Annotated in this window: 15 protein-coding genes and 1 pseudogene; 10 read left to right on the forward strand and 6 right to left on the reverse strand. The window is 72.0% G+C overall.

Annotation, left to right across the window (positions count from 1 at the left end):
* Positions 1–48: 48 nt before the first annotated feature.
* The 3 genes and pseudogenes from EV371_RS10545 to EV371_RS10555 form a co-directional block, all read right to left on the reverse strand.
* Positions 49–1077 (reverse strand): ABC transporter permease, encoded by a 1029-nt coding sequence (locus tag EV371_RS10545; protein WP_165436659.1) that lies wholly within the window; start codon positions 1075–1077, stop codon positions 49–51.
* A gap of 217 nt (positions 1078–1294) precedes the next feature.
* Positions 1295–1639, reverse strand: a pseudogene (locus tag EV371_RS10550) (transposase); the annotation flags it as partial.
* 97 nt (positions 1640–1736) lie between these two features.
* Positions 1737–2069, reverse strand: a complete 333-nt coding sequence (locus tag EV371_RS10555) for a YciI family protein (protein WP_130461880.1) — start codon at positions 2067–2069, stop codon at positions 1737–1739.
* Between the two features lie 283 nt (positions 2070–2352).
* Between EV371_RS10555 and EV371_RS10565 the strand changes: the two genes are divergently transcribed.
* The 10 genes from EV371_RS10565 (at position 2353) to EV371_RS33770 (ending at position 12512) form a co-directional block, all read left to right on the forward strand.
* The gene (locus EV371_RS10565; RefSeq protein ID WP_130461881.1) at positions 2353–2868 is read left to right on the forward strand and encodes a winged helix-turn-helix transcriptional regulator; all 516 of its coding nucleotides are present in this window, start codon (positions 2353–2355) and stop codon (positions 2866–2868) included.
* A 249-nt stretch (positions 2869–3117) separates the two neighbouring features.
* Entirely contained in the window at positions 3118–3759 is a 642-nt protein-coding gene (locus EV371_RS10570; RefSeq protein WP_165436660.1) for a GNAT family N-acetyltransferase, read from the forward strand.
* A 146-nt stretch (positions 3760–3905) separates the two neighbouring features.
* On the forward strand, positions 3906–5324 hold the full coding sequence (locus EV371_RS10575) for an MFS transporter (RefSeq protein WP_130461882.1): 1419 nt from the start codon (positions 3906–3908) through the stop codon (positions 5322–5324).
* A 115-nt stretch (positions 5325–5439) separates the two neighbouring features.
* Entirely contained in the window at positions 5440–5679 is a 240-nt protein-coding gene (locus tag EV371_RS10580; RefSeq protein WP_486484570.1) for a winged helix-turn-helix domain-containing protein, read from the forward strand.
* An 88-nt stretch (positions 5680–5767) separates the two neighbouring features.
* Positions 5768–7237: a pyridoxal phosphate-dependent decarboxylase family protein gene (locus EV371_RS10585; protein ID WP_130461883.1), complete on the forward strand. Its 1470-nt coding sequence runs from the start codon at positions 5768–5770 to the stop codon at positions 7235–7237.
* Positions 7238–7343: 106 nt separating this feature from the next.
* Positions 7344–8087 (forward strand): lytic polysaccharide monooxygenase, encoded by a 744-nt coding sequence (locus EV371_RS10590; protein WP_130461884.1) that lies wholly within the window; start codon positions 7344–7346, stop codon positions 8085–8087.
* A 108-nt stretch (positions 8088–8195) separates the two neighbouring features.
* Positions 8196–8813 carry a DUF305 domain-containing protein gene (locus EV371_RS10595; RefSeq protein ID WP_130461885.1) on the forward strand — a complete coding sequence of 206 codons (618 nt, stop codon included), beginning with the start codon at positions 8196–8198 and terminating at the stop codon, positions 8811–8813.
* Positions 8814–8879: 66 nt separating this feature from the next.
* Positions 8880–9530 (forward strand): NADH-quinone oxidoreductase subunit NuoB, encoded by a 651-nt coding sequence (locus EV371_RS10600; RefSeq protein ID WP_130461886.1) that lies wholly within the window; start codon positions 8880–8882, stop codon positions 9528–9530.
* 31 nt (positions 9531–9561) lie between these two features.
* Positions 9562–10878: a DUF2252 domain-containing protein gene (locus tag EV371_RS10605; RefSeq protein WP_130461887.1), complete on the forward strand. Its 1317-nt coding sequence runs from the start codon at positions 9562–9564 to the stop codon at positions 10876–10878.
* Between the two features lie 68 nt (positions 10879–10946).
* Positions 10947–12512, forward strand: a complete 1566-nt coding sequence (locus EV371_RS33770; RefSeq protein ID WP_207230456.1) for a serine/threonine-protein kinase — start codon at positions 10947–10949, stop codon at positions 12510–12512.
* A 45-nt stretch (positions 12513–12557) separates the two neighbouring features.
* On the opposite strand, the gene EV371_RS10615 is transcribed toward EV371_RS33770, so the two are convergent.
* From EV371_RS10615 to EV371_RS10625, 3 genes are all read right to left on the reverse strand, one after another.
* The gene (locus EV371_RS10615; protein ID WP_130461888.1) at positions 12558–13883 is read right to left on the reverse strand and encodes a serine/threonine-protein kinase; all 1326 of its coding nucleotides are present in this window, start codon (positions 13881–13883) and stop codon (positions 12558–12560) included.
* A 16-nt stretch (positions 13884–13899) separates the two neighbouring features.
* A complete protein-coding gene (locus EV371_RS10620; RefSeq protein WP_130461889.1) occupies positions 13900–15102 on the reverse strand; it encodes an FHA domain-containing protein in 1203 nt (400 codons plus the stop codon).
* Between the two features lie 116 nt (positions 15103–15218).
* Complete coding sequence (locus EV371_RS10625) at positions 15219–16262, reverse strand: glucose 1-dehydrogenase (protein WP_130461890.1); 1044 nt, start codon at positions 16260–16262, stop codon at positions 15219–15221.

Raw genomic sequence — 16262 nt, forward strand, 5'->3', positions numbered from 1 at the left:
GTAGCACTCCGGACCGGCCCCGGGACAGCGGCCACCGACTGACAGCGGTCAGTACTTGCGCGACGGCTCCGCCGGCCCGGCGCCCGGCACGCTCGCGGGCGGCGCCGGTTGCAGGGCCTCCAGCGCCCGGCTGACGCCCAGGCCGGCGAGGACCGCCAGCGCGAAGACGACCGTCGACAGCCACCGGGGGGCATCCGCGACGAGGATGGTCATCTGCACCAGGCTCAGCAGGACGACCCCCAGCACGGTGCCCGCGAAGCCGCCCCGCCCGCCGGCCACGCTCACGCCGCCGAGCAGGACGGCGCCGGCCACGAACGCCAGCTGGCCGATGTCGGCCGATAGGGTTGTGGCGCCGATCCGGCCGGCGAGCAGGACTCCGGCCGCGCCCGCGATCAGGCTGGAACCGCCCAGGCCGATGACCGCGCCCAGCAGCCGTGCGCCGAACGGCGACGGCGGCTCCCCGGCGACGACACGGTTGCCGCTCAGCGCCCGCCGCACCGCCGGGATCGACCACACCACCGCGCCGCCGATCGACAGCAGGAGAAACAGCACCAGCCACCCGGCCGCGGCACCGTCGGACCGGATCCAACCTTCCCTCGCGAGCCGCTGCGGACCGCCGCTCCCGGTGGCGGCGAGCAGGATGCCCTGCGTCAGCGCCAGCCCGCCCAGCGACACCGCCCACCCGGGCGCCTGCAGCAGCCCGGCGACCAGGCCCATCCCGAGACCGATGAACGCCGCGGCGGCGATCGCGGCGACCGCCGCGACGAGGACCGGGGCGCCGGCGTCGAGCACCTCCGCGTACGTCAGGCCGGCAAGGGCCGCGACGGCGACGACCGCGAGGTTGGGCGTGGCGGTGCGCAGCGACAGCGCGAAAGCGGTCGCCAGCAGGCCGGCGGAGGCGATGTTGAACACCAGCGGCGACACCCGCGACCCGTCTTGGGTGTACCACACCACCGCGGCGACGACGGTCAGCGCCAGCAGCGCCGCCTCCCAGAACAGGTGCGGCCGAAGAAAGCCACCGGAACGGGACGTGACCGGTCCGGCGGGTGCCGACGGTTGTGCAGGCGTGAAAACCACAGCGATTCCTCCCTTGTGCGGAGGCTGACACTAACCCCCAGGTCACCGCGGATGCACGAGCCCGGATACCTAACCTCGGTCTTTCGCTAACTGTTGATCAAGGCCGTGCCGCCCCGTTGTTGATCTCTTCTGGCGGGTCGATCAGCGATGGACATGGTGACGACCCGACGCGGTGGTCGGGTTCCTCCAACGGTTCGCCGGGGCTGGGACGTGTTGTTCAGCAGAGCGGTCTTGGTAGCGCGGTGAGGCGGGCGTACGCGGTGACCAGGTGATCGGCCCAGGGCCAGCGCTCGGCGATGCGGAGCCGGGTGCGGCGGGCTGAGCGGGTCAGCCGGGCTGGCACGTGCAGCAGTCGGTAGCGCAGCTTCTTGGGTTCGGCTCGGGCGAGTTCGCCGTCGAGCAGTCAGTGTTGCGTCCGGGCGAGCAGGTCGATGCCGGTGAGGGCGAGTTCCAGCCAGGCGGTGTTGATGGCGAACACTCGTGACGGGAAGCGGCCGAAGCCGGTGTCTTTACCGGTGCGGATGCGGTCTTCCGCGCGGGCGTGGGCGCGGTGGCGGGCCTCCGCGCCGCGCAACACCTGAGTCGAAAGCGCGCGGCGCAGTGGGATTCCAAAGCGCCCGTTCCTCTCGATCGGCCGTGGCGATGGTCGTCCTCGCGGGCTATGGCGACTCCTGCAAGGGCCAGACCTCGACGACGCCCTGGGCAACCGCGCATGGTGTTTTCGACACCAGCTGGATGGCTTCCTCCATCGTCGCGGCTTCGATGATCGCGAACCCCGCCACCGGGAGTGCAGACGACATGAAGGAGCCGTTCGACACGGTGATGCCAGCGTCGTCGTGGTTCCGCACCTGTGCGGGCTCGCCGGCAATACCCATGTCGACTCCCGCCTCGCGCAGGCGCGCATCATGCGCGTGCGCCTTCTCGCGTACTGCGGCATCAGTGCGGGCGTAACCGTCCTGGTCGCCGTACCCGATCGTCACGAACTTGGCCACAAGCGGACCCCTCCTTTGGTTCGCATCGACTGCGACGCTGTCGACGACGCAGGCGACATGGCGAGCGCAGCACTATGCGCTGTCCTTGATGCCGTAACGCAGGTCGACCACACCGTTGCTGAACCGCCGCTCGTCCAGCAGCTCCAGGTCGACACGCACATCGTCGGGGATGCCCATCCGAGGCCTCCTTACTCTTCAACAACCGCTTGCGCTTTGCAAGCAGTTCGCCGACCGTAGCGTAGACTGCTCTCAGAACGCAACCAGTCGCTGAGGAGGGATTGGAGTGGCCGTCGCATCCCGCTCGGGTTGCCCGATCAACCTGTCGCTTGAGGTCTTCGGCGACAGGTGGAGTTTGCTGATCCTGCGCGACATGATCTTCGGCGGGCAGCGGCACTTCCGCGAGCTGCTCAACGGCTCGCAGGAACGCATAGCCTCCAACATCCTGGCCGCCCGGCTGAAACACCTGGTCGGACTCGGCATGCTCACCAAACACCCCGATCCCGGGCACAAGCAGAAAGCCATCTACAGCCTGACCGAGGCGGCCATCCAGCTCATCCCGGTGATGGCGGCGCTGGGCGGCTGGGGCCGCCGCTGGTTGCCGGTCACCGAGGACCTATCAATCCGGGCGCAGTTGCTGGAAGAAGGCGGCCCGGAACTCCACGAGCGGTTCATGGCCGAGCTCCGCGAAGAACACCTCGGCATCCCCGCCGAGCCGCCCCCCGCCGGCAAGACCGTGCGCGAACGCCTGCACGGGGCCTACCCGGCCGTGACCGATCGGCATCCTGGACCGTCGGCATGACACTCGCTCCCGGCCAGCAATCGGCCCGGCGGCCGCCGTCCTGATCTACCGGTTGCTCTCCTGCTGGCTCGTCGTCCCGGTCGGCGGTATCGCAGCGGCGATGCTCCGTCGTGGCCACAGATTGGCCGGAAACCCGGCGCTCAAGCTCGGGGTGGATCCGGCGGCGGCAGGTCCCGTCCTCGAATCCGCTGGTCATGGCCGTGGCAGGCTGGGCGAACCAGCTGGGGAGGATGTCGGGAGTGGCTCGGGATGATCGAAATCCGTAGCTTCGCGGATACTGACCGCGCCACGTTGCGTGAGCTGTTCGGCCGGGCCGGCGAGGGCTCTCCGTCTTCCTTGTTGTGGGGGCACGAGGAGTCGGAGGCGGCCATGTACCTGGAGCCGTACATGAGCCGGGAACCGGACTCGCTGTTCGTCGCCGTGACGGGTGGCCGTGTCGTCGGCTACCTGGCGGGGTGCCTGGACAGCTCGACCTTCCCCAGCGAAAGGGAGCGCATGGAGAGGGCGATCGCGACGTACAGGCTGGTGTTCCGACCCAGGCCCGCAGCGTTCTTCGCTCGTGGCATGGTCGACATGGCGTCGGCCGCGCTGCGGCGGAGGCCGACCGCAGAGGGCTTCGACGATGCCCGTTGGCCGGCTCACCTGCACATCAACGTGACGCCCCCGGCCCGGGGGACCGGTGCCGCCGACGGCCTGATGACGCGATGGTTCGACCGACTCGTCCAGACCGGCTCGCCCGGGTGCCACCTGCAGACCCTGGCCGAGAACACGCGTGCGGTGCGGTTCTTCGAACGCGCCGGCTTCGCCAGACACGGTCCGACTCCGTTGGTCCCCGGTGCCAGGCAGGGCGGCAGGCACCTCCACCAGCAGACGATGGTCTGGCAGCCGTGACCGGCGGGGCAGCACCGACCTGACCCGGGCGGCCGGTGGCCGGTCGCGTTACGCCGATCGGCCACCGTCGCCCTACGAAAGCGGGAGCACGGCCACACGAAAGCGGGAGCCCGCAGGCAAGATCGAGGCCGATAGCATCCCGGCCCATGGACGCCGTGTCCGGCACTCGCGCCGACCCCTCCGAGTCCCCGGCCGGGGTGATCCTGCCGCGCCGGGTGCACGCCGGGTACGCCCTCGGTTCACTGGCCACCGGCGCCTTCGGCACAGTGCCGGGGCTCGTGCTGCTGCCGTATCTGACCGACACCCTGGGGGTGGCCGCCGGGGTGGCCGCACTGCTGGTGCTGCTGCCGAAGGCCTGGGACGTGCTGGTGAACCCGGTCGCCGGACGGATCTCGGACCGGACCCGGTCCCGCTGGGGCGCCCGCCGGCCGTACCTGCTCGGTGCCGGGCTCGGCCTCGCCGTACTCTTCGCCGCCATCTTCGCGGCGCCGTTCCCGCCCGGCCCGGCCGCCGCCGGGTACGTCGCGCTGGCGTTCCTGTTGACCGCGACCGCGTTCGCCTTCTTCCAGGTGCCGTACGTCGCCATGCCGGCCGAGCTGACCGACGACTACGCCGAGCGGACCCGACTGATGACCTGGCGGGTCGCGGTACTGGCCCTGGCCATCCTGGTCTCCGGCGCACTCGCCCCGATGGTGGTGGGCGCGGGGGGTGACGGGGTGCCCGGGCACCGCTGGTTGGGGCTCTTCGTGGCGGTACTGATCGCGGTCGGTGCGGTCGGCACGTTCCTCGGTACCCGGTCCGCCCCGACCGGGCCGGTGGTGCCGAGCGAGTCGAGCCTGCGGGCCCAGCTCGCGATCGCCGCCGCCAACCGGCCGTTCCGGCTGCTGCTGATCTGCTTCGTGGTCCAGGCGGCTGGGATCGCGACCGTGCTGGCCGGGGTCAACTACTTCGCCGAACACGTCCTACGGGACCCGAAGACCGGGCCGACGCTGCTCTTCGCGTGTTTCGTCGGCCCGGCGCTGCTGGTGATGCCGCTCTGGAGCCGGGCCGGTGCCCGGCTGGGCAAGCCCGGGGCGTTCACCGTGGCGTCGCTGATCTTCGCGGCCGGCGCCCTGACCCTGGTCGCCGCGCCGGTACTGCCGGCCCCGGTGGTCTATCTGGTCGTCGCGGCGATCGGCTGCGGGTACGCCGGCCAGCAGGTCTTCGGGATGGCGATGCTGCCGGACTGCATCGCGTACGACACGGCGCGCACCGGCCGCCGCCAGGCCGGGGTCTTCACCGGGGTGTGGACGGCCGGCGAGACGTTCGGGCTGGCTCTCGGGCCGGGCATCTACGGCCTGGTGCTGCAACTGTCCGGCTACGTCTCCTCGTTGACCGGCCAGGCGGCGGCGCAGCCGGCGAGCGCCCGGGCCGGCGTGCTGATCGGCTTCACCGTGCTGCCCGCCCTGCTGGTCGGGCTAGCCGTCCTGACCATGCGCAACTACGACCTCACCCCGCACCGACTGGCAACTGCCACCACGCAGCCTCCGCACCACCCGGAGGATCGCGCAATATCCGGGAAGTAGTGGCCTCCACGCGCGGTGAAGCCACTATTTCCGGGAACTAGCAGAATCTTGCGGGGTGCCGCGACGACCCCAGGCGGTAGTGAGTCAATGGCTTCCCTTTGGTGATTCCCTGTAGGTGCCGACCGGAGGGATCACCGTGCCACCGCGCTACCGCTACGAGGAAATAGCTGACGACCTGGAGAAGCGGATCGAGGCGGGAGAGTTCCCGCCCGGCTCTCGGCTGCCCAGCCGACGAGAGTTGATCGAGCACTACGGCGTCACCGAGCCGGTCATCGATCGGGCCATGCAGAATCTCCGCGCCAAGGGCATCACGGAGACGCTGACCGGCGTCGGCGTCTACGTGAAGAAGGACTGACCGGGCAGGTGCCACGGCACGGATCCGTGCCGTGGTCTGCGGTTACGACCTGCTCACCAGGGGCGTTGTAGCTGTTACGGTGGCCGCCATGATCGACGCGTTGCCGCCGGTGGGCGTACCCGCGGACAAGGTGCTGGCCGAACTGGGCGAGCTGCGCGCCGCCGACCTGCCGACGCACGGTGGCCGGCTCTTCGCCTACGTCTACGACTCCGCCGTACCCGGGCTGGACGAGTTGGCACACTCGGCGTACGCGCTGGCGGCGCACGTGAACGGGCTGGATCCGACCGCCTTTCCGTCCCTGCTGGCGCTGGAGAACGCACTCGTCGGCGCGGCCGCCCGACTGCTCGGCGCCGGGCCGGGCACGGCGGCGCCGGAGGTCGTGGGCAGTGTCACCGGCGGCGGCACCGAGTCGCTGATCCTGGCCGTCAAGGCGGCCCGGGACGCCCGGCCGGAGGTGACCCGCCCCCGGCTGGTGGTGCCGACCAGCGGGCACGCCGCGTTCGCCAAGGCGGCGCACTACCTCGGGCTCACTCTCGACCAGGTGCCGGTCTCGGCCCGGACGCTCCGCCCGGCGCCCGGGGAGGTCGCCGCCGCGATCGGCCCGGACACCGTACTGGTCGCCTGCTCGGCGCCGTCGTATCCGTACGGGGTGGTGGATCCGGTCGCCGAGATCGCCGAGGTCGCCGCCGCGGCCGGGGTGCGCTGCCACGTGGACGCCTGCTTCGGCGGCTGGACCCTGCCCTATCTGCGCCGGCTCGGTGTGCCGGTGCCGCCGTTCGACTTCCGCCTGCCGGGAGTCACCTCGATCTCGGTGGACCTGCACAAGTACGCGTACGCCCCGAAGGGCGTCTCGGTGCTGCTGCACCGCGATCCGGAGCTGCGCCGGTCGCAGTACTTCGCCTTCGCCGGCTGGCCCGGCTACACGATGGTCAACCCGGTGATCTCGTCCACCCGCTCCGGCGGACCGATCGCCGGGGCGTACGCCACCCTGCGGCACCTCGGTGACGCCGGCTACCTGACCCTGGCCGAGCAGACCCTGGCGGCGGTACGCGGACTGGTCGACGCCGTCCGGGGCGTGCAGGGGCTGCGGCTGGTCGCCGAGCCGGAGTCGACGGTGGTCTGCTTCACCGGCACCGATCCCGGGCTGGACCTGTTCGTCCTCGCCGACGAGCTGACCCGGCGTGGCTGGCACACCCAGCCCCAGCTCTCGTACGCCGGTCTGCCCGCCAACATCCACCTGTCGGTGACCGCCTCCGTGGCGCCCCGGGTGGCGGAGTTCGGCGCGGACCTGCGGGCGGCGGTGGCGGACGCCCGGGCGGCCGGCCCGGTCGAGCTGTCCGCCGAACTGCTGGAGACGCTGCGCACGCTGACCCCGGAGCGACTCACCCCGGAACTCGTCGCCGGGGTGGCCGCCGGGCTGGGCCTGGACCCGGCGGCGGCCGGCCGGCCGCCGGAGCGGATGGCGCCGGTCAACACCGTGCTGGACGCGGCACCGGTCCCGGTCCGGGAGCGGCTGCTGGCCGAGTTCCTCGGCCTGCTCCAGCGCCCCGCGTACTGAGCCGGAGCGGCGGCGAGCCATCGACGAATGTTGCCGTCAGGTATTTACTGTTAACAATCCTACCTTTATCTTGAGGAGACCTTCCGGATGAAGTAAGGAGCCCACGATGCGAAGAACCGTGCTCCTGGCGGTCACGACGGTGGCGACCGTCGTCTCCGCCCTCCTCGTGGCCCCGCAGGCCGCCCAGGCCCACGGCTACATCTCCTCGCCACCGAGCCGGCAGGCGCTCTGCGCCCAGCGGGCGGTGTCGTTCGACTGCGGTCAGATCCAGTGGGAGCCGCAGAGCGTGGAGGGCCCCAAGGGGCTGCGCAACTGCCACGCCAACATCGGGCACTTCGCGGTGCTCAACGACGACAGCCGGCCCTGGCCGGCCACCTCCGTCGGGCAGACGGTGACCTTCAACTGGGTGCTGACCGCCCGGCACGCCACCAGCACCTGGGAGTACTACATCGGCGGCTCCCGGCTCGCCGTCTTCGACGACGGCGGACGGCAGCCCGGCGCCACCGTCTCGCACACCGTCAGCATGGCCGGCCGGAGCGGCCGGCAGAAACTGCTGGCGATCTGGAACATCGCCGACACCGCGAACGCCTTCTACGCCTGCGTCGACCTCCAGATCGGCGGCGGTAGCGGCAACCCCACCCCCACCCCGACCCCGACCCGCACCACCGCCCCGCCCACCCCGCCGGCGACCACCGCACCGCCGGCCGGCGGAACCTGGCAGGCCGGCACGACGTACCAGGTCGGCAGCCAGGTGACCTACGGCGGCGTGACGTACCGCTGCCGTCAGGCGCACACCGCGATCGCCGGTTGGGAACCGCCGAACGTACCGGCGCTCTGGCAGCGCGTCTGACGCCGAGCCCACCGGGACGTACCCGTCGCGGATACGGACCCGTACCCCCTGCGGGTCCGTATCCGCCACAGGTCCGCTCCCGAAGGCGTAGCACCTGGAGACGAGACCATGGACCGCTTCCGCCGTACCCTGATCGTCGCGGTGCTGTCGCTGCTCGGCGGCTGCGCGTCCGCACCGGCCGGGACCGGCGGGCCGGACGCGGCGCCGGCACCCGCGCCGACCGGCTCCACCCCGGCGTCGGCCGCGCCCAGCGGCGCCTTCAACGACACCGACGTGATGTTCCTGCAGATGATGGTGACCTCGCACGGCCAGGGACTTGCCCTGGTCCGGCTCGCGCCCGGCCGCGCGCAGCGGGAGGAGCTGAAGATCCTGGCCGCCGCGATCGACGTCACCCAGGAGGCCGAACAGCGGACCATGCGAACCTGGCTGCGCGGCTGGGGCCGGAGCAGCACGGCGGACCCGCAGGCACACGCGCACGCCGACCACGGCGGGCTGCCGGTGCTCGGGCCGGCGCAGCTCGCGGCGCTCTCCCGCAGCAGCGGGGCGAGGTTCGAGACCGACTTCCTCAACCTGCTGATCGGGCACCAGCACAACGCCGTCGAGCTGGCCCGGATGGAGACGAGGTCCGGCATCCACCCCGAGGTGCGCGAGCTGGCCCGGCGGATCGACCTGTCCCGGACCGCCCAGATCGACCAGATGCTCAAGATGCTGCCGCCGGCTGGCTAGCGGGCCGGACGGTCGGGGCCGGTCCTGTGGTTCACTGTCGGGTGGGCGACGGGAAGGAGGCCGGCCGTGCAGCTACCCGCGGTGCTCGGTGAGCCGATCCGGTTCGTGCTCAACTGGGGTCGGCGCTACTCGCTCTGGGTCTTCAACTTCGGGCTGGCCTGCTGCGCGATCGAGTTCATCGCGACCAGCATGGGCCGGCACGACTTCATCCGGCTCGGCGTGATCCCGTTCGCGCACGGCCCCCGCCAGGCCGACCTGATGGTGGTCTCCGGGACGGTCACCGACAAGATGGCCCCGGCGATCAAGCGGCTCTACGACCAGATGCCCGAACCGAAGTACGTGATCTCGTTCGGCGCCTGCTCCAACTGCGGCGGCCCGTACTGGGACTCCTACTCGGTGACCAAGGGCGTGGACCAGATCATCCCGGTCGACGTCTACGTGCCGGGCTGCCCGCCGCGCCCGGAGGCGCTGCTGCACGGGATCCTGCGATTGCAGGACAAGATCGCCGCCGAGCGGTCCGGCATCGGCGGCGTGGCCCGCCCCGACGAACTCGCCTCGCCGGTCGACCGGGCCGGCTCGTCGAGCATGTCGGGCGGCCGGGTCGGCTCGTCGGGAGGTCGGGCCGGCTCGCCGAACGACCCGGCCGGCTCGCCGGTCGGGCGGAGTGCCGAGTCGCTCACCGCGCCGTCGGTGCCGCCACCGGCCGCGCCGCAGTGACGGGTGGCGGCGAGGCACTAGCCTAGCGATCATGGCTAGTACCATTGATCAACGGGCAGAGTGGCTGGTTGACGTACTGATCGCCGAGTTCGGCGAGTCGATGGTCGGCGACCCGGCCGCGTTCCGGCGCAAGTTCCGGAAGATGGCCGCCTCGCCGTTCGCGTTCTACCGGGGCAGCGCCTCGGTCTTCTACGCCGACCTGGTCGGCGACTTCGCCGACGAGCGGTTCGTCGACGACCGGACCGGCCGGGTCTGGATCCACGGCGACCTGCACGCGGAGAACTTCGGGACCTACATGAACGGCTCCGGGCAGCTCGTCTTCAACGTCAACGACTTCGACGAGGCGTACGTCGGGCCGTTCTCCTGGGACCTGAAGCGTTTCGCGGCCAGCGTCGCCCTGCTCGGGTACGCCAAGGCGCTCTCCGACTCCGCCATCGGCGACCTGGTCACCCGCTTCGCCGCCGCGTACCTGACCGAGCTGCGGGCGATCGCCGACGGCGGCGACGACGCGATCGGCTCGATCCGGCTGGACAACGCCGACGGGGTGCTCCGGCGGGTGCTCCAGCAGGCCCGGCTGCGCACCCGGGTCGACCTACTGGCCCAGCAGACCACCGTCGACCAGTACGAGCGGCGGTTCTCCCTCGGCGAGGGGGTGTACGAGGTGGACCGGGACGTCCGGGCTGGCGTCGTCGCGGCGTTCGAGCGCTATCTGGGTACGCTGCCGTCGGCCACCGCCGACCATCGCCCGGTGGCGGCGCAGATCAAGGACGTGGTGCTGCGCAAGGGAGTGGGAATCGGCTCGGCCGGGCTGCCGTCGTACAACCTGCTGCTGGAGGGGCACACCCAGGCGCTGGAGAACGACGTCGTGATCTACATGAAGCGGGCCCAGGTGCCGGCGGTGGCCCGGTACGTCACCGACGACGGGGTCCGGAGCTACTTCCGGCACCAGGGACACCGGACGGCCGAGTCGCAGCGGGCGTTGCAGGCGCATGCCGACCCGTGGCTGGGCTTCACCGAGCTGGACGGGCACGGCCAACTCGTCGCCGAGGTCTCCCCGTACGCCACCGACCTGGACTGGTCGGACGTGAACGAGCCGGAGGAACTGGCCGGGGTCCTCGACGACCTGGGCCGGGCAGTGGCCCGGATGCACTCGGTCGCCGACGACGAGTCCAGTCACGACCTGGTCGACTTCTCCACAGAGGAGGCGATCGTCGCCGCGATCGCCGCCGACGAGGCCGGGTTCGTCGCGCACCTGGTCGACTTCGCCCATGCGTACGGGACCCGGGCGCGGCAGGACCACCAGATCTTCGTTGACCTGTTCCGCAACAATCGACTACCCGGCCTGTAGCGCCGCTACCCGGCCTGTAGCGCTGCGGCGCGGCCCGGCGACGTCGTCCTATCGAGGGGAGCGCGGCGATGTTCACGAGCCTGACCAACGACGATCCGCGGCAGGTCGGCGGCTACCCGCTGCGGGCCCGGCTCGGGTTCGGCGGCATGGGGCAGGTCTACCTCTCGTTCACCCCCGGCGGGCGCCCGGTGGCGTTGAAGGTCGTTCGGCCGGAGTACGCCGACGACCGCGAGTTCCGGCGGCGTTTCGCCGAAGAGGTCCGCGCGGCGCAGCGGGTGAACGGCGTCTACACCGCCCAGCTCATCGACGCCGCCGACCCGGAGGCCGAGGTCCCCTGGTTGGCCAGCGCGTACGTTCCCGGTCCCACCCTGCACGAGGCGGTACGGGAGCACGGCCCGCTACCGAGCGGCACCGTACGCCCGCTGGTCGCGGCGGTCGCGATGTCGTTGCAGGCCATCCACTCGGCAGGGGTGGTGCACCGGGATCTCGCCCCCCGCAACGTGGTACTCGCCGCCGACGGCCCTCGGGTCATCGACTTCGGTATCGCCCGCGCCATCGACTCCACCCACCTCACCCTCAGTCACACCCCGCTCGGCACGCCCTCGTTCATGGCTCCGGAACAGGCCAACGGCCTGTCCCTGACCCCGGCGGCGGACGTCTTCAGTCTCGGCGCGGTCGCCTACTTCGCGGCCACCGGGCGGACCGCCTTCGGCGACGGCAACTACCTGAGCGTGCTGCGTCGGGTGGTGGAGGCGGAGGCGGACCTGACGGGCTGCCCGGCCGAGCTGCGCGCACTGGTCGTGGCGTGCCTGCGCAAGGAGCCGGCCGACCGGCCGAGCACCGCCGAGGTGGTGGAGGCGTGCGGCGGAACGCCACGATTCGCCACCGGCTGGCTGCCCGCCTCGGTCAGCACCGACATCGCCGCCCGCGGCGCCGCCGTGGCCGCCGTGGCGGCCGGGCCGCCGGTGACCGTGCCCGCGACGTCGGGCGTACCGCCGCAGGCCGGACCGGCGGCGGTGCCAGTCCCGCCGCGCCGGCTCGGCCGGCTGGCCGCGTTCGCCACCGTGCTCGTCCTGCTGGGCGTGGCCGGTGGCATCGCGATCAACTCGTTCCGGGGCAGCGGGGAACCGGTCGGCGAGCAGACCGGACCGGCGAGCGGAGCCAGCCCCACCGGCGGAGCCGCAGGGACCCCGACCCCGACGCCGCCGCCCGGCCCTCCGTCCCCCAGCACGTCCCCAAGCCCCGACCCGGCATCCGAGCCACAGTGGAGCGGGACCGTCCGGATCAACGGCGACGGGGTGGACCTGGACCCGGTGCCGCCGGCCATCACCCCCCACTCCGGCCACCAGGACGAGCTTCGGCTCTCCGCGGCCGGAGCCACCACGCTGAGGGTCGCGAGTTCGGAACCGGGTCTGGCGACCTGGACCGGAGGCGACGTGCCGACGCCCGCCCAGTGCGCGGAGCTGACCTCCACCCAGGGAGTGTCCTCACTCTCCGTCGCCAAGGACGACGTGCTCTGCGTCGCGACCGACGACGGACGCGTGGCGCTGGCCACCATCGTCTCGGTCACCCGCAACTTCACGACGGGACTCACCGCGCGGGTCACGGTCTGGCCCGTACCGGACGGGTCCTGAGCGGGAGCGCCGCCCGGCCGGTCACCCGCCCGGCCGGTCGTCCGGTCAGCTCCGGCTGTCGATGAAGGCCCGGATCTCGCGTACGAGGGGATGCTCGGCACCCAGCGCGGCCCTGGCCCGCGCCGCCAGCCGGACCAGGCGCATCGCGGCGACCGCCTCCTCGCCCAGCCCCGACCTGGCGCGGATCCGGCCGAACTCGGCCGCGAACGTGACCGGATCGTCGACGGGTCCGGTGTTCCGCAGCCGGTGCGCAAGCCCGGTGAAGTGCCGGTCCGCCTCGACGTAGCGGCCCTGCCGGAGCAGCAGCTCACCGTGCCGCAGCTCGGGTGGGTCGGGATCGGGCCGGGTGGTGCCCCCGGACGCAGGCCGGGAAACCCCGGTCGGCGGGCGTACGCCGGTCACCATCGCTCGTTCCCGTGCGAGTTCCCGGGCGGGGTCGATCGTTTCCGCGGCGGCGTCCACGGTCTCCCCGGCCGGATCCGGGATGTCGTGGCCGGCCGGCGCACCCTGACGCTCGGGCCGGTCGACGTCGTGCGCGGCCGGTGCGGAGGCGAGCGCGGCCAGGCCGTCGCGGACCTCACCGGCGGTCGGCCGGGCCGAGGGATTCTTGGCGAGCATGCTGTGGACCAGGCGGGCCAGCTCCGGGGGAGCCTCCGGGCAGCGCACCGTCACCGGCTCCGGCTCGGTGTGCTGGACCCGATGGGCGAACTCGCCGTAGCTGCCGACGGTGCCGAACGGTGGCCCGCCGGTGAGCAGCGCGTGCAGCACCGCCCCGAAGGCGTGCACGTCGGCCGGGGCGCCGGGATCCTCACCCCGGTACTGCTCCGGTGACATGTAGGCGAGCGTGCCCATCTTGACTCCCGGCGCGGTGAGCCGGGGCAGGGACGAGTCGGGGAGTACGGCCAGCCCGAAGTCACAGATCTTGATCGTTCCGTCCCCGTCCAGTACGAGGTTGGGCGGCTTGAGATCGCGGTGCAGTACCGGGGTGGCCGCGCCGTGCAGGCTCGCCAGCGCGTCGGCGACCGGCAGGCCGTAGCGGAGCGTCCGCTGCACCGGCAGATGCCGCCGTTCGCGCAGCAGGCGGGCGAGATCCGGGCCGGCCAGGTGCTCCATCACGACGAAGGCGCGCCCGTCGTGCCAGTCGAAGTCGAAGACCATCACCACGTTCGGGTGCTTGATCCGGGCCAGCACCCTGGCCTCGCGCTCGAACCGGGCGAACTGCTCCGAGTCGAAGGTGGTCGGCAGCAGCTTGACCGCTACGGTCCGGCGCAGGTGCTCGTCGTGTGCGGCGTACACGGCGCCCTGGCCGCCCCGCCCGAGACGCCGGGAGAGTCGGTAACGTCCCTTGAGTCGGATCCCCGCCGTGTTCATCGGGGAACGCCCGGGTTCACCTGCGGCCTGGCCGGTGGAACTCGGTCACCTCGGTCGCCTCCGCCGCCACCTTCGACTGCTGGGCCGGGACGCCCGGCTCGGCGTCGAAGACGTACCTCCGTCCGGAGGCGACCAACTCGACGCCGTCACAGAGCACCACCACCTGACCACGGCGCAGCGTCCAGGTGCGGCCCGGCGGAATCCGTCTCGCCGGGACCTCGCGCGGGGCGGCCTCGGCCCGATCCTCCGGGCTGACCGGGCTGACCGGGCTGTCTGGACGGAGCCAGGTGCCGTTCCGGCTGAGATCGCGGACGCTGATCCTCGATCCGTCCCAGGCCAACTCGACATGCTCCCGGCTGATCCGGCTCAGTGCCGCCTCGTCCAGCATCGGTCCGGTCAGCGCGACACCCGGGCCCGTCGGCGCCCGCCCGACCACCATCGGCGTCCCCGCCACCAGCATGAACCGGAGCTGCGAGACGCCGTCGACCCGGACCTTCAACTGGATCCGGGACGGGGCCGGGCCGAGGTCGGCCATCCGCTCGCGGTGGGTGGGGCAGCGGACGACCGCACCGTCGAACACCGGCGGCGGCTGACCGCCGACCGGATCCGGGCCGAACATCGGGCAGTCCGGTGTCGGGCACCGCCAGAGCCGGGTCAACAACTCGCGCCGGGCACCGGTGCCGGTGCGACGGTCGTACATCCGCGCCTCCACCAGACGGTCCTGCTCCTCCTTGCGGGAGATCTCCCACTCGGCGGGCGTCGGCATGGTGCGCGGCACGATCCCGACCCCGATGCCGCCGGGGCCGGGCAGCTGCCGGAAGAACCGGTCGCGGTTCCCCGGAATCCAGGGGTACGCCCGATAGTCGCCCATGTACCGGTCGTCGCTGATCACCAGGAGCCCGGCGGTGTCCGCGAGCTCGAGAATCCGGTCGTCGGCCCGTGGCCGTACCTCGATGAGGCGTCTGCGGAACCAGCGGTGCAGGGTCGACCGCTCCCGGGCGGTCAACGCGGAATGTCGCAGCAGCGAGCGGTCCGTGACCGCGTACACCGACACCGACCGGTCCCCGGTGTGTGCGACCAGCGCGGTGAGGAGTTCGAGGAAGCGCTGGAGGTTGGCCTCGCGGTCGTCGCAGAGCCGTCGGTCGCGGACGACGTTGGAGAGGTCGACCACGTACTCCGCGTCCCAGGGGTCGAGGGTCAGATGACGCTCCGCCTCCATCCGCCAACGCTATCAGCCGGGCCGCGCACCGGGCCGCGCCCGCGATGCGGGTGCCGTCCGGCTCAGCGTCCGGCCCCGGTTCACCGTCCGGCCCCGGTTCACCGTCCGGACCCGAGTCAGCGTCCGAACTCGAGGACCACCTTGATGTCGTCGGGCTCCGCGTTGTACGCCTCGGCGTACCGCTCGACCGGCACCCGCCGCGTGATCATCCTGGCCAGCCAGTCCCGGTCGGCGGCGGCGAGCGCCTCGGCGGCGAGTTCCCAGTGCCGCCGGTTCGCGTTGACCGTGCCGAAGACCACGTTGTTCTCCAGCACCAGTGCCCGGTTGAGCGCGCCCGCGTCGAAGTCGATCGTCCGGCCGGAGGAGACGCCGGTCAGCGAGACGATGCCGTTCGGTGCCGCCTGGCACATCGCGTCCAGCACCACCGTCGGGGCGCCGGTGCACTCCAGCACGATGTCGAACTCGATGCCCAGCTCGGGAACGGTGCCGGTGTGGAACGTCCCGCCGAGTGCCTCGACCAGTCCGGGCTTCTCGCCACTTGCCGAGCGGTTCAGCACGTGCAACTCGTAGCCGCGCTGCGCGGCGAACAGGGCGGCCAGCAGGCCGATCGGCCCCGCCCCGGTGACCAGTACCCGCTTCGGCTCCCAGGCGGCCCGGGCGCCGATCCGCTCGATGTGCTCCCACGCCTTCGCCAGCACGCTCGTCGGTTCGAGCAGCACGCCCAGCTCGGCCAGCTCCGGGGCGAGGCGTACGGCGAACTCCGGCGAGATCCGCCAGCGGTCCCGGGCGAAGCCCTGTAGGCACTTGATGCCATGTTCGGTGTAGAGGCCGTTGCGGCACATGTCCCACTCGCCGACGGCACAGTTGGAGCAGGGCACCGGATCGGGGTGCCGGACTATCCCGGCGACCAGGTCACCCGGTGAGAACGAGCCGCTCGGATCCTCCAGCACCCGGCCCAGCGACTCGTGCCCGAGCACCAGTTCGGTCGCGCCGGGCGGGGGTTCGCCGTACTCACCGTCGATGATCTCGCGATCGGTGCCGCAGATTCCGACCGCGAGGGCCTCCACCAGCAGGCCGCCCTCGTCGGGGCTCGGCTCTGGGAAGTCCTCGGCCAGCCGCAGCGAATTGGTCCGGCCCGGGGTCACGGTAATCGCACGCAC

This window comes from Plantactinospora sp. CNZ321, assembly GCF_004217235.1.